At 30.8% G+C, this 14,651-nt stretch carries 15 protein-coding genes; 7 read left to right on the forward strand and 8 right to left on the reverse strand.

What is annotated here, in order from left to right; genetic code table 11:
* Nucleotides 1–196 precede the first annotated feature (196 nt).
* The 6 genes from ACSIGE_RS08500 to ACSIGE_RS08525 form a co-directional block, all read right to left on the reverse strand.
* Nucleotides 197–952, reverse strand: coding sequence for an SDR family NAD(P)-dependent oxidoreductase (locus tag ACSIGE_RS08500; protein WP_440879445.1), 756 nt, complete (start codon nucleotides 950–952; stop codon nucleotides 197–199).
* A 203-nt stretch (nucleotides 953–1,155) separates the two neighbouring features.
* Nucleotides 1,156–2,112: a hypothetical protein gene (locus ACSIGE_RS08505; RefSeq protein WP_440879446.1), complete on the reverse strand. Its 957-nt coding sequence runs from the start codon at nucleotides 2,110–2,112 to the stop codon at nucleotides 1,156–1,158.
* A 156-nt stretch (nucleotides 2,113–2,268) separates the two neighbouring features.
* The gene (locus ACSIGE_RS08510) at nucleotides 2,269–3,096 is read right to left on the reverse strand and encodes a DUF3078 domain-containing protein (RefSeq protein WP_440879447.1); all 828 of its coding nucleotides are present in this window, start codon (nucleotides 3,094–3,096) and stop codon (nucleotides 2,269–2,271) included.
* 445 nt (nucleotides 3,097–3,541) lie between these two features.
* Nucleotides 3,542–4,048, reverse strand: coding sequence for a DUF2480 family protein (locus ACSIGE_RS08515; RefSeq protein WP_440879448.1), 507 nt, complete (start codon nucleotides 4,046–4,048; stop codon nucleotides 3,542–3,544).
* A gap of 2 nt (nucleotides 4,049–4,050) precedes the next feature.
* The gene (locus ACSIGE_RS08520) at nucleotides 4,051–4,371 is read right to left on the reverse strand and encodes a DUF59 domain-containing protein (protein ID WP_440879449.1); all 321 of its coding nucleotides are present in this window, start codon (nucleotides 4,369–4,371) and stop codon (nucleotides 4,051–4,053) included.
* A gap of 10 nt (nucleotides 4,372–4,381) precedes the next feature.
* Complete coding sequence (locus tag ACSIGE_RS08525; RefSeq protein ID WP_440879450.1) at nucleotides 4,382–4,807, reverse strand: SufE family protein; 426 nt, start codon at nucleotides 4,805–4,807, stop codon at nucleotides 4,382–4,384.
* Between the two features lie 256 nt (nucleotides 4,808–5,063).
* Between ACSIGE_RS08525 and ACSIGE_RS08530 the strand changes: the two genes are divergently transcribed.
* The 7 genes from ACSIGE_RS08530 to ACSIGE_RS08560 all read left to right on the forward strand — a co-directional run bounded on the left by ACSIGE_RS08530 (nucleotide 5,064) and on the right by ACSIGE_RS08560 (nucleotide 11,855).
* Nucleotides 5,064–5,990, forward strand: a complete 927-nt coding sequence (locus tag ACSIGE_RS08530) for a PfkB family carbohydrate kinase (protein ID WP_440879451.1) — start codon at nucleotides 5,064–5,066, stop codon at nucleotides 5,988–5,990.
* Nucleotides 5,991–6,065: 75 nt separating this feature from the next.
* Nucleotides 6,066–7,964, forward strand: a complete 1,899-nt coding sequence (locus ACSIGE_RS08535) for an amidophosphoribosyltransferase (RefSeq protein ID WP_440879452.1) — start codon at nucleotides 6,066–6,068, stop codon at nucleotides 7,962–7,964.
* Nucleotides 7,965–8,449: 485 nt separating this feature from the next.
* Nucleotides 8,450–9,037 (forward strand): GNAT family N-acetyltransferase, encoded by a 588-nt coding sequence (locus ACSIGE_RS08540; protein WP_440879453.1) that lies wholly within the window; start codon nucleotides 8,450–8,452, stop codon nucleotides 9,035–9,037.
* Between the two features lie 324 nt (nucleotides 9,038–9,361).
* Nucleotides 9,362–9,529: a hypothetical protein gene (locus ACSIGE_RS08545; protein WP_440879454.1), complete on the forward strand. Its 168-nt coding sequence runs from the start codon at nucleotides 9,362–9,364 to the stop codon at nucleotides 9,527–9,529.
* 2 nt (nucleotides 9,530–9,531) lie between these two features.
* On the forward strand, nucleotides 9,532–9,945 hold the full coding sequence (locus ACSIGE_RS08550; RefSeq protein WP_440879455.1) for a helix-turn-helix transcriptional regulator: 414 nt from the start codon (nucleotides 9,532–9,534) through the stop codon (nucleotides 9,943–9,945).
* A gap of 649 nt (nucleotides 9,946–10,594) precedes the next feature.
* A complete protein-coding gene (glpQ, locus tag ACSIGE_RS08555; RefSeq protein ID WP_440879456.1) occupies nucleotides 10,595–11,506 on the forward strand; it encodes a glycerophosphodiester phosphodiesterase in 912 nt (303 codons plus the stop codon).
* Nucleotides 11,507–11,615: 109 nt separating this feature from the next.
* A complete protein-coding gene (locus ACSIGE_RS08560; RefSeq protein ID WP_440879457.1) occupies nucleotides 11,616–11,855 on the forward strand; it encodes a MoaD/ThiS family protein in 240 nt (79 codons plus the stop codon).
* 28 nt (nucleotides 11,856–11,883) lie between these two features.
* On the opposite strand, the gene ACSIGE_RS08565 is transcribed toward ACSIGE_RS08560, so the two are convergent.
* On the reverse strand, nucleotides 11,884–12,162 hold the full coding sequence (locus tag ACSIGE_RS08565; RefSeq protein ID WP_440879458.1) for a DUF3817 domain-containing protein: 279 nt from the start codon (nucleotides 12,160–12,162) through the stop codon (nucleotides 11,884–11,886).
* Between the two features lie 5 nt (nucleotides 12,163–12,167).
* Nucleotides 12,168–14,651: a TonB-dependent receptor domain-containing protein gene (locus tag ACSIGE_RS08570; RefSeq protein ID WP_440879459.1), complete on the reverse strand. Its 2,484-nt coding sequence runs from the start codon at nucleotides 14,649–14,651 to the stop codon at nucleotides 12,168–12,170.

Raw genomic sequence — 14,651 nt, forward strand, 5'->3', positions numbered from 1 at the left:
TTTTACTTAAATATACTATATTTCTTTATACCTTTCTGAAGTAACCTCTTTACAAGACAGCCATTACCAGTATTAATGTAATCAATGAGAGTAAAGCCACCCCTAAACAAAACCTAATTAAACCACTTATTTTTAAGTTATTACAACTTTTAATCCGCTATTTCTAAAAAACACACCCTTCATAACGTTGAAACATTTATCCATTTTTATTCAAAATTGTAGCGCTAGCTTGCGCCGTTGGATATACAATTAAATCTTCAATATTAACGTGGTAAGGTCTCGTAACAACAAAGTGAATTATGTCTGCTATATCTTCTGGTTGAAGTGCTTTGTAACCCTGGTATACACCTTTAGCTCTATCTTTATCTCCTTTAAATCGAACTTCTGAAAATTCAGTTTCAACTAACCCTGGATGGATTGCTCCTACACGAATATTATGCTGGTTCAAATCAATTCTCATCCCTTTATTCAAGGCATCTACAGCATATTTTGAAGCACAATATACATTACCATTTGGATAAACTTCTTTACTTGCAATAGACCCTATATTAAGAATGAAACCCTGTTTTTGTTTTATCATTTCAGGAATAATCATCTTTGTTACATATAATAGACCCTTTACATTCCCATCAATCATAGCGTCCCAATCATCAAGACTTCCTTCTTGAATTGGACTTAATCCATGGGCATTTCCTGCATTGTTTATCAAAATATCGATGGGTTTAAAATCGTCAGGCAAGGTCTCAAAAGCTTTTTGAACCTCACTTTGATAGCGTACATCAAACAAAAGTGTTTGTACTTCTGAATAATTGCTTAACTCCTCTTTCAGTAATTCTAGACGCTTAGCACGTCTTCCACAAATGACTAAATTAATACCACTTTTAGCAAATAATCTCGCGGTAGCTTCGCCTATTCCAGAAGTTGCTCCGGTTATAAAAGCTGTTTTTCTCATTATTATAAATATCTATTTTAGTTTTAAAAAACCAATATATGAAACTATCTAGATTCATTAAAATGCTGATTTAAAGAGGAATTTAATAAAAAATATATATATTTTATCAAATCAAATATTAAAAAAAGAAAAACCGCCCCCTTTGGGACGGTTTTTCAATTGGCTATTGAATTATAACCAACCAAAAATCAACTAACCAAACTTTATTGTAAATTTCTTCTTTCTATTGTTTTTCTTTCTATTTTAGATCTTTTCCTTCCGTTACTTTTCGAAATAGTATTTGAACTCGTTTTAGATGTGCGATTGCCATTATTTCTAAGATGCCTTATGAAACCTCTTCCTGCAAAAGTATATGTCGTTTCTGAATTTATGTGATACAAGGCTACGGTCTCTGAGTTTATAACGCGCAATTCAAATACCTCAGTATCGCCCTCTTCATAATTAAGTGTTAAAATTTTAAGGTTATCAGTATCTCTTACATTTGCCACTTCATAAAGCCCAACAAAATCCCAAGCAATACGGTCAATATTGATGCCAAATGGATCTTGAGATGAATAAAATGTTACATCATCTTGAGGTGTAAACTGTAAATAATGCTCTCTATCAAAGGCATTTGGGACTCCACCTTCAGAATCAATTCTTTCCCAAGCCACATATTCTTGTAAAAAGTACTCTATATTATCATAAAATAATTTATCATAATCAAACCTGTCTCTTTGGTAGCCGACTAAGTAATAACTAACATTTTGAGATAAATAATCAATTCTTATTTCATTACTAGACAATTGAATTACTTCAAAATCATAATTTCCATCCAAACTATGTTGCGTCTCTAAAACTGTATTGAATACTCCATACCTGCCTACTTGTAGACCAAATCCATCTCCTGTCATTCCTACATCAACAATATTATTATTCGCATACATCCTTCCATTAAAAAAGGACAAGGTAAATGCCTTTGAAACAAACGGCACATCCCCATTACCCTCTGTTCTATGATAATCTACATACCATAAATCGTAACTAGAAATTAATTCATTAAGTGAAATACCACCTTCAACAGGAATATCAGTAACTATTCGATCTTCACTAACAAAAACACATGAGCTTAAAACTCCTACTGCTATCAATAATGTAAATAGTAATTTAAAACGATTCATAAACATCCATTTTGTGGTTCAATTTGATAATTTCAAATTACGTGCCAAAAAATTAGTTATTTAAGATAATTACGAAAAAAAGTAACTCACAGCATAATAAAAAAGAGCTATCTACAATTGTAGACAGCTCTTTTTTTATCTTTTTAAGATGTATTATTAGAAATTATAATTAACTCCTAAACCAAAAACTTCTCTGGTTTGAAAACCTTCAAAAGCGTTATCATCATAAATTGCTTGTAATGCTAAGTTCGCTGATAAGTATTTATTGATTTTCATAATCACATTCATCGTGTAATCAATATCAATATTTTTAGCTTCCTCGATATAATTACTATATAAGTTTAGTATGTTTTCGATCGATACATTTTCCATTATATTAAACTTGTAATAACCATTGATAGAAGCACCAATCTCATAACGCGTTGACTCTCCTAAATCAACTCCAAATGCTGGAGCTAAATCAGAACTCAGTACTATTAGTTTCGAAGTAGCTGGAGCAATATTCACTTTTAAGTTATCTGATTTTTTCCACAACATACCTGGTCCAAACTGAAAATACGCTGGAGAAAAAAAATGAGATAATTGTACACCACCTACATCTGTTGAAGACATTTGAGTTTTAAAATTAAAAAATGCAGAATAGTACCAGTTTTCAGTAGCTTTCTTACCAACTACAGAATTAAATTCAAGACGGTCATCTGTTTTTTGAGTTTGTTCTGAATCTAACTTCGTTAACCCGTAAGATGCTATAATTTTATTATCCCAAGTCCAATCACCCTTAGCATAATTAAAATCATAGTTTAATCCTAACGTTCCTGATATATTATCGGTTCCTCCAGCTAACCAATTGTTAAATGCGGATTGGTTAAATAGAAAAGTAACAACACCGCTTTTTTTCCATCCTTCTTTTTTTTCTTCTGTCGCCTCTTGGCCTTTAACGGTCATTGCCGTTAATAAAATTGTAATAGCTAATAATTTTTTCATATTAATATCCTTTTTGATTTTTAGACACACAAATCTAACTGTTTTCATTAGCTTAAGACAACGTTATTTTGAAAAAGTCACCTTTTTATGAAAAGATAATTCAATCTTAAATCAACTATTATTTTCTTTCTATAGTAATTACTGTTCTTTTAAACGTATCCTTATAAGGATCAAGTTTCCTTAAGTAATGAAGTTTAGTATGTAATGATCATCGGTTTATTCGATAATATGGTTACATCCAATAAAAAGGGTAAAACTATGAAGAAAGTTTATCTAAAAAATCTTTTATTGATTAGTATTTTACTTTATCGAAGTTTGGACTCTTAAAAAGTAAACAAAAAATTAGACCTAAAAATTTTTTAATATGCTAAAATTAGCGCTGATTCAATTTATAAAAACTAAGTTATAATTACTTTAGTTACCCATAATCCATTGTTATACCTCTTTATTTTCTTTTAAACAAAGGTACCGTAGAACAAGCTTCGCCAAACATAATGTTTTTTGCTACTGGTTGAATCTTTTGAATTAAAAAAGTATATGCTGAAGGAGGTATCGCCTGGTTAGCGCACCCCTTAATAATTACAGGCTTATCTCTCAGATTTTCAATAGTTAAATTAGCTATAATTTCGTTAAAGATGATCGTTTCTAAAAGTTCTAAATCACCAACCACCACTTTCTTAACATAAGGAGTTAACATGGTTGCCAAGAGCAAGTACGACCAAGATGGAATTATAGCATCAGAACTACAAGTAAGGCTCACATAACAGTTTTTATATTGACTCCAATCATGATCTTTAACACAGGTCCTAAATTCCTTTTCTCTAAGAATAAGACCTTCATAAAGCCAATCTTTAATATCAAAAACAATTCTTTTCCCTTTTGGATAAAGGTCATCTAAATCAATCGTTTGAAGCGGGCTTTTCGCAACCCTATTTATGATTTCATCACTCATTTCTATAAAAGTCCTAATTCAAGCTTAGCCTCTTCACTCATCATTTCCTGTGTCCAGGTCGGATCAAATGTAATCTCTACCTCGCAATTATTAATTTCTTTTAATGTTTTTACTTTCTCTTCTACCTCAACTGGCAATGTCTCAGCTACAGGGCAGTTAGGAGAAGTAAGCGTCATCAATATTTTCGCATCATTTTCTTCCGACACAAAAACATCATAGATCAACCCTAATTCATAAATATCGACTGGAATTTCAGGATCAAAAATAGTTTTTAAAACACGTACTATTTTATCTCCCAACTCTTCAAGTTTATCTTCTGTCATGACTAAAATATTATTTTGCTAATTTGGCTTGTTGAGCCAAAGCATATAATTTAATTTGTTTTACCATTGATACCAACCCATTTGCTCTTGTTGGACTTAAATGTTCTTTTAAACCAATTTCATTGATAAATTCTGTATCTGCTTCTAAAATATCTTTGGGCGATTGTTCTGAAAAAACTCGCAATAAAAGTGCCACAATTCCTTTTGTTAAAATGGCATCGCTGTCCGCAGAAAATTGAACCCTGTCTTGATTTAACTCAGAATGTAACCATACTTTAGATTGACAACCTTTAATTAAGTTTTCATCCAATTTGTATGATTCATTGATTAACGGTAATGATCTCCCTAACTCAATTATATATTCATATCGCTCCATCCAATCTTCAAACATAGAGAACTCATCAATAATTTCTTGTTGTATTTCTTTGATAGTCATTTTTTAGAACTATTTTTGCACAGTCAAAATAATTTTGTTTCAAAGAGCAAAATTACGACAAAAAAAGGCATTTTTATGCTTTATATTAATAAAGTAAACCGAAATATTAATTTTTGTAAGGTATTCATAAGAATACAGACAAAGTATAACAAAGATCTATCAAATAGGTAATATTGAGTTGATCAAACAACGTATTTTTATTTAAAATATTTTTGATAAAAACGACCTATTTGAATAAAGACGCGCAATTAACACTATGAGTAAACTATTAGCTGTTGGTACAGTAGCTTTTGATGCCATTGAAACTCCTTTTGGTAAAACAGATAAAATTTTAGGGGGGTCTGGAACTTTTGTGGGTTTGGCTGCCTCGCAATTTGGAGTCACTACGGGAGTGGTTTCTGTGGTTGGTGGAGATTTCCCTCAATCATACTTAGATATGATGCAAAGTAAAGGGATTAACACAGATGGTATTGAAATTGTAAAAGATGGTAAAACATTTTTTTGGAGTGGAAAATATCATAATGATATGAACTCTCGAGACACCCTAGTAACTGAATTAAATGTTTTAGAACACTTTAAACCTATTGTTCCTCAAGAATTTAAAGATGCTGAAATCGTGATGTTAGGAAACCTTCATCCTTTAACACAAGCTTCTGTTCTTGACCAGATGAGTAAACGCCCAAAACTGGTCGTTTTGGATACGATGAACTTTTGGATGGATATCGCTTTAAATGACTTACACGAGGTTTTAAAACGTGTTGATGTAATAACTATTAACGACGAAGAGGCTAGACAACTAAGTGGTGAATATTCGTTAGTAAACGCAGCTAAAAAAATTCATGAGATGGGACCTAAGTTTGTTGTTATCAAAAAAGGAGAACACGGAGCCATTTTGTTTAACGAAGGAAAAATGTTCTATGCACCAGCTTTACCTTTAGCTGAGGTATTTGATCCAACAGGTGCTGGAGATACATTTGCTGGTGGTTTTTGTGGTTACCTAACAAAAACAGAAGACATATCATTTGAAAACATGAAAAATGCTATAATCTACGGATCAAACTTAGCCTCTTTTTGTGTTGAAAAATTTGGAACTGAACGAATGGAAAAGCTAACAAAAAAAGAAGTGCTGCATCGTTTGCAAGCATTTAAAGAGTTAACACAATTTGATATCGAACTATCATAAAATGAATCCGCGGGTTAACTGCGGATTTTTTTATTTAAAAAATATAAGAAAACACAACTAAACACTTTTTAAATAATGAGTGATGCTATTAAACATGAATGTGGGATTGCTTTAGTGCGATTATTAAAACCCCTAGAATACTACAAAGAAAAATATGGTACTGCTTTTTACGGTGTAAATAAAATGTACTTATTAATGGAAAAGCAGCACAATCGTGGGCAAGACGGTGCTGGAATTGCTAGTATTAAATTTAATGTTGAACCTGGTACTAGATACATTAGCAGAATTCGTTCAAATAAAACCCAACCTATTCAAGATATATTTGGACAAATAAATGAACGAATTAATGGTATTTTTGAAAAAAACCCTGATAAAACTGACGATATTCAATGGCAAGAGGAAAACATGCCATATATTGGAAATCTTTTCCTTGGTCATGTTCGTTATGGAACTTTTGGAGGGAATAGTATTGAAAATGTACATCCTTTTTTGCGTCAGAGTAACTGGCGTCATCAAAGTTTGATAGTAGCAGGAAACTTTAATATGACAAACTCTAGTCAGTTAATGAAAGAACTAATAGAGCTAGGGCAACATCCAAAAGAATCTACTGATACTGTAACTGTGATGGAAAAGATAGGTCATTTCTTAGAAGATGAGGTGGCTGACACATATATTGAAGCAAAAAAAGCCGGGCTTAATAAAAAAGACTCTTCCCCTTTTATTGAAGAGAACTTAGATTTGCAACGTATTTTAAAAAGATCATCAAAAAACTGGGATGGTGGATATGCTATGGCTGGCTTGCTAGGACATGGAGATGCTTTTGTATTTAGAGATCCTTCTGCAATTCGTCCTGCATTTTACTATCAAGATGACGAAGTTGTTGTAGTGGCTTCTGAGCGTCCTGTTATCCAAACTGTGTTTAATGTAAATATCGACACTATTAAAGAAATTGAAAGAGGACATGCTTTAATTATTAAAAAAAGTGGTAAGACAACCATGGCTCCAATTTTAGAGCAAAAGCCAAAGAAATCGTGTTCTTTTGAAAGAATTTACTTTTCTAGAGGCAGTGATGCTTCCATTTATACTGAACGAAAAAATCTTGGTAAATATGTTTTTCCAGACGTATTGAAGTCTATAAATCAAGACATTAAAAACACTGTTTTTTCTTATATTCCCAATACTGCTGAAACATCATTTTTTGGAATGATGGAAGCTGCTGAGGATGTTTTAAACAAACAAAAAACAGATGCTATTTTAGCTGGAGCAGGAAAACTTTCAAAAGAAAAAGTAACCGAGATTTTATCAGCAAGGCCTCGTTTTGAAAAAATAGCCATTAAAGACGCCAAGTTAAGAACCTTTATTACAGATGATAGTAGTAGAGATGATCTAGTTGCTCATGTTTATGATGTTACTTATGGCGTAGTTAAACCTTCAGACAACTTAGTAATTATAGATGATAGTATCGTTAGAGGAACTACTTTAAAAAAGAGTATTATTAAGATACTGGATAGACTAGCACCGAAGAAGATCGTTATTGTATCCTCTGCTCCACAAATACGGTACCCTGATTGTTATGGTATTGACATGGCTAAAATTGGTGATTTTATTGCCTTTAAAGCAGCTTTAGAGCTTCTTAAAGAAACGAATCAATATCATATAGTTTATGATGTTTATCAGAAATGTATTGATCAAAAAAACAATGATGATAATGCTATTATAAATTACGTGAAAGAAATTTATGCTCCCTTCACAGATGAACAAATATCAGGTAAAATTGCCGAAATGTTAAAAACTCCAGAAATCAAATCAGAAGTAGAGGTTATATATCAATCAGTCAATGGATTGCATAAAGCCTGTCCAGATAATTTAGGAGACTGGTACTTTACAGGAGATTATCCAACAAACGGTGGCCATAGAGTCGTGAACCAGGCATTTATTAATTTTTACGAAGGAAATGACAAAAGAGCTTATTAGTTCGTGCTCCTTTATAAACTGTAATCCTTAAATTTTGGATTACTAAAAAATATTAAAGCAACATCTTTAAAAAAGATGTTGCTTTTTAATTAGCAATTTTTGTTATTTAATAATACTGAATCGCAAAAAATACTAACTCTTGTTTTATACAAACTATTCATTACTAGGTTATACTTTTTTAAGTTTTTACTATTAACTTATTTTAAGTTAATGAAAAAAATAACGCTTAATTGGTTTTAGACACTCTAAAACTACCATACCATTTCAAATGGAATTGACTCAGGCTACTTGTCAAAAAGCACAATAAAAACAAGAGTAATGACTTATATTATTTAAATAAATTGCAAAAAAATAGTGAACCTTTCGCCATTGATAGTATTAATTACAATATTATCAGAATAACTAAATATTCTTTTAAAAAAATAGCATAATATTTTTCCAGTAAATTAAGTAATTTCGCCCGTTCAAACCGAAAAAACTAATAAATGAAAAAAGTTTCTCCTGAATATTTTGAGCTTGTTACTGATATACTCACTAATTCCTTTCAGAAAAATAAATCCATAATAAACGTTACAAGAAATGGAAAAAACAAATTAAAAAGAATCAGAAACCTAATGAAATTCTTTTTAATCAATGCTTATTATAACGGCGATGTTTTTTTATCAGATAATAATAAAGCTTGTTTATTAATGCTAACCAACAAAAAGGAGAAAAAAAAGACTTTAAAAATCAATCTACTTTTTCTTTTTTGGAAATTAAACTTATTTTTTAATATACTCGGAATAAAGAATGTAAGAAATGTATTACAACGCGAAAAAGCTATAAACAAAAATCATCCCAATGAGGATTTTTTACATCTGTATTACGTAGGAGTTTACAACGATTATCAAGGGAATGGAATTGGTTCAAAAATTATTAAAGAAGCAATAAATTATTATCATAACTACAATATTGTTTACTTAGAAACTTCCGATGAAAGAAACTTAAACTTATACAAAAAATTAGGGTTTGATATCGTTAATGTTCACAAAGAACTTGAAATAACTCTTTATATATTGAAAAAGAAAATATAATGTTTGGAACCAACTTACATCCTTTGACATTTAGTCTTATTATCGCACAAATAATTGCACTTTTATTATCCCTCTTTTTTATTATTTCAAAAAAAAGTAAACTCGGATTCAAATACACCATATTATCAATTTTGTGTCTATTTTATAATATTTCCAATGGACTTATACCTAATAGAAGTTTTATTACAGATATTCGATCACAATATTATATAACTTTTGCAATCGGAATTTTGGCTTCCTGCTACTCTTTCTATTACATACATTATGCACATAATATTAAAATATTTAGTAAGGGTATGGTAAGAGGAATTATAACAGGATTCTGTGGTTGGTATATCGTTAGCTTTGTATGTTTATACTCCATCACAAATGATCTATCAATCTGCAGAATTATATTCTTTGTATATCCCATTGGAATATCATTCTACTGGTTCTATAAGTTTAGAATCTGGATGGTTAATTCAAGTTATAAAACTTGGAGTACTTATTTAAAAATGAAATCATATTCGGGGTTGATTGCTATTATAAGTTTGTTTACATTTCCCATTGTATTGATTGTTTTTGAAAACAACCAACCTCTGGAAAGAGGTATCTATAATATTGGGTATATTTCTTTAAGTTCATTCTTTTTTTATCAGACCTTATGGATAAAACGATACGGAAATAGAAAAGTAGATTTTAAGTTTTTGGATGAGCTAAATTTTAATCTTACCAAGAGGCAAAAAGAGATTATAATTGAGATCTATAAAAATCCTGAAAAATCATACACTGATCTCTCTGAAAAATTAAATATCTCTCGTAGTACATTTACAACTCATACTACTGCAATATATAAATCTTTAGGTGTTTCAAATAAATCGAAGAAAGGGTTAATAACTTTTTTAGATCTAAAAAGAGCTAATTTTTAAATACTCGGGATACCTAAACATATCTATCGGCATACCGATTTATTATTTTAACAAACTAATTTTCAGTAAGTTTTATTTTCGGCGTGCTTATTCAGTTAAGTAGGCATTCTATTAAATGAGTCAGTATGTAGATTATTACATACATTTGATACCGAAAACCAAAAGCTTTATGAAATGTAATATCAATATTTTAAAAACGCATTATCAAGTTCAATGGGGTTTTATAAGAACGATTAACAACTAAAAACGTATAAATCATTTGGTATGACTCATCACAGTCATTGATTATCGTAGGGGAAAATTGCTAGAAAAAATACGCCTCTTTATCTTAAAAACAATAAGTACATATTGCATGATTTACTATATTGTTTATACGCTGCTCTAATTAAAATATAAAGCTTTTTGGTAAAGAGGTGTTTTTTAAAAACATTCTTAATTAAAAATTAAAAAACGTATAATGTAATTTCCCTATTAATTTAGTGTCAACAATCGAAGACGTCCAATTATTATCTTTTAATCCATTCGATTACATTTGTATACATATAGTAATGTCTTTTAAAAGAATTTTATGTCTGTTAAAAAGATTATCATTTGCAATCTAATACCTTATATTATTCGGTGTTGATTGTAAGAAAACATAAATAATAAGATGAATTCTAAAATAGTAATCGCCCACAGAGGTGCCTCTGGCTATTTACCAGAACATACAATGGAAGCCAAAGCAATGGCTTACGCCATGCTTCCTGACTATATTGAACAAGATTTGGTTTTAAGTAAAGATGATGTTCCTATTGTTATTCACGATATTTATCTTGATGATGTAACTAATGTAGCCCGAATATTCCCAAATAGAAAAAGAGAAGACGGTCGTTATTATGTGATTGATTTTACTTTTAATGAATTGTTACAGCTACAAGTAAGCGAACGATTCAATCCTACCACAGGAGCACAACTTTACCCAAATCGTTTTCCTAAAAATAAAGCCTCTTTTAAACTACATTCATTGCAACAGGAAATTGAATTAATTCAAGGCCTGAATTATAGTACAGGCAATTTTGTTGGAATTTATCCTGAAATTAAAAATCCTAATTTTCATTATAAAAACGGGAAAGATATCACTAAAATTACGCTTGATATTCTTTCTTCGTATGATTACAAAACAGAAGAAGACAAATGCATTCTACAATGCTTTGATGCCAAAGAATTAGAACGAACTCGGATGGTATTAAAATCCAAACTTTTACTTGTTCAATTGATCGAATCTACTGAAAAAATAAAGCGGTTAGACTATTTTTCTTCTTATGCAAACGGTATTGGTCCATGGTACAAACAAATTCTAGACAAAAAAGAAAATGGAAAATGGATATTCACAGACCTAATCAACAAAGCCCACAATCTTAATTTATTCGTTCACCCATATACCTTTAGACACGATCAACTTGAAGACTTCACATCTTTTGAAGAGATGATGCATGTATTATTTTTTGAGGCCAATATTGATGGAGGATTTACTGATTTTCCTGACAAAATGATTACCTTCTTGAGAAAAGAAAAATCGTAATAACTATCTTTGACTTTTATCTTTAATGAAAAGAAAGTATTTTAAAACGTGAAATATGCGTTGAAAATTTCGATTAGATTTCAACGCAATTTTTTATCAATTTATGATCATGAAAATCCAACTACTAGCATTTGGTGCAGCAAGCGAGATCGTTAATCCCATTTCTGAATTAGTATTTGACAAAGAAATTTCAGTAGCTCAATTCAGGAAATACTTAGTTTCTGAATTTCCAGAAATGAATAAACTCAGTTCATTTGCTATTGCTATAAATGAAGCATATGCAGATGACAAAAAGCAGCTACAAAACAATGATATTGTTGCTATAATACCTCCTGTAAGCGGTGGATAATCGACTTCTTTGTGAAGGGAAATTTCTTTTAAGAATTATCTTTTAAATATTTACCAACAAAAAAAGTTCCAAAAGGTAAAATTGATAAAAAGCAGACCATTAAAAAGTCCTTACCCTTCCAATTTAATTCATATTTCAACATAATAGCCAAGAGGATATAAACAACAAACAATAACCCGTGAGGCATTCCTAGGATTTTAACATATTCAGGATTGTTTTGCAAATACTTAATTGGAACCGCTATAAAAAGTAACAGAATATAAGAAAGTCCTTCCAAAAGACTTATGATTTTAAAAAAATTGATCATTTGAATTATAAATTTACTTGCAAAGCTATTGAAAAGTTCCTTCCTGGCGCAGAAATTCCTGAAGCAAATTCTTTATAATGCTCATCGAAAAGGTTCATAATATTTCCTTGCAGTGTAAAACTATCTGAGACTATATACCTACCAAATACTCCTACTGTCATCCAACTCGGGCTTCCATAATACTTAGCAACCTCATCTTTAGCATCTGGGTTTATTACTGGGGTTTCTTCATGATTATCTATTCCTTCACTGATATTATAATCTTTAATATGCTTTTTAGCATTGAATATAAGGTTTGCCCCTGCTTCGAAACTATTATCAGTATAATTTAACTCAAAGTTACCAAATAATGGAGGAATCGATGACATTGGCTCTTTCAAATCATAACTCTCTCCTTTTGTATAAGTTACAGAACCAGATGTTTTTAAATTTTTATATAATTTACCCTCGTAACTAATAGTAAAACCCGTTATATATGCACTTCCTTTATTCACATTGGCAACAGCGTTTCCTATTTCCCCGTCAAATTCAATTTCTGAACCTGTCTTGGCTTCGCTATTTATAGTTAAATCAAATGGAGTTCTATAAATATAATTATTCAACAAAGTATAATATACATTTGCTCCTACTCTAAATTTACGATCGTTAAAATACTTCTGAATACCAATTTCAGCATTATAAGCGTACTCTGGTTTTAAATCAATATTTGGAACAGTAACATTCCCATTCTTTTCCCTTACCTTTCCTACATCATCAATATTTGGAGACCTGAAACCTGAAGATAAAAGAGCATTTAATTGCCATGTTCTATTAGGTTTATATACATAACCAATCGTTGCTGTTAAGGCCTTGTTATTCAGGACTATATCATTATTAGGTAATTGAATAAATTGCTCATCAAGCCACTTTGCCGTTAAGTTTGTGTTGGTTAAACGCACCCCTGTATTTAGTGTTGATTTACTATTTAAATCTTGTCTATAACCTAAATACAAAGCTGAACTAAAATACGAACTTCCTCCATCGGCATATCTTGATTGAACGGCAAAATCGCCATTGAACCCTTGAATCACTCCATCAACTATATTCAACACTTTTCCGTAAGAATTAGAATAAACATCATTATACACCATCTCAAAACCGTACTCCAAATTACGTTTCTTTGCTAATAGCGCTTTAAAGTCACCATTTACACTAAATACCCTTACATTTTCTTCTCGAAAAGACTTATCTAGACTTCCGAATTTTCTTTGAATTCTGCTTTCTTCAATATTTTGATAAGCCAAGGTGACTACTCCTTTTTCTAGCCATTTTTTCTTAGGATTAATTTCTAACTGCGGAGAAATTAATAATCTTTTTTGAGGACCATAATACCATTCTGCAAATTTTAAACTCTCTCCTTTCAAAACAGTTAATCTATCAAAACGTGGAATATTTGAAGATGTCGAATATTGAATATTTACCTTTAAATCTGTTCGCTTAGATAATGGTACAAAGAACTTTTGAAGAACATCCGTTTGATTAAATCCCGTATTTCTTTGTACATTTTGATTGTCGTTTACCGTTGGAGCCTCTTCATAGTTCCCATTCAAGTTGTCAGAATACGATGGAACTTTACCCCAATCATCAAAACCATGTGATCTAGTTGTTCCCATTCTTAAATCATCAAAATTACTATGAGAAACACTTGTAAATGATGCCCATTTTTTGAATCTTAATTCCGCTGATATTGTATTTGTTGTTTCAGTATTTACCGAACTATATCTTGAAAACAATCCTCCTTTTACTACAGCATTATTTTTTGATAGTTTTGGTGTTTTTGTAACATAATGAATAACTCCTCCTAAAGCATCTGAGCCATAAATGACTGAAGAAGGACCAAAAACCACTTCTGTTCTATCAAGTATATTTGGAGATACAGTTATAGAATTTTGTAGATGTCCTTTTCTGTAAATAGCATTATTCAAGCGAACACCATCTACCACTAATAATACTCTATTACTTTCCATACCTCTTAGTACAGGACTTCCACCACCAGACTGAGACTTTTGCACTTTAATTCCAGGTATACTTGCCAATAAATCTGCCGAAGTTTGAGGAGAAACTTTCGCTATGTCTTTACTAGTAATTAATGCTATTTGTTCTGCAATTCTATTTCTTTTCTCTTTGCTTCTAAATACAGAAAGTACAACTTCATCTAATTGTTCCGAGTGCTTAGATAAATAGACATTATTATAATTTGCTAGAATTATCTCCTTTCTAACTTGATGTTCGGCATAAGTTACGTGCGAAAAAAGTAATAACTCTCTTTTAGAAAATTCTGTAATATCAATAATACCATTTTCATCACTTATTCCCGATTTTGATTTTTCTTTATTGAATACCACAACTGATTCTATTGGCTTTCCTGTTTCTGCATCAAAAACTGTTATTTTTTGAGAAAAAACTAAACAAGCAAAGAATAAAAATATGATAAATACTAATTCTTTCAT

It is taken from the genome of Tenacibaculum profundi (assembly GCF_052050075.1).
GTDB lineage: Bacteria > Bacteroidota > Bacteroidia > Flavobacteriales > Flavobacteriaceae > Polaribacter.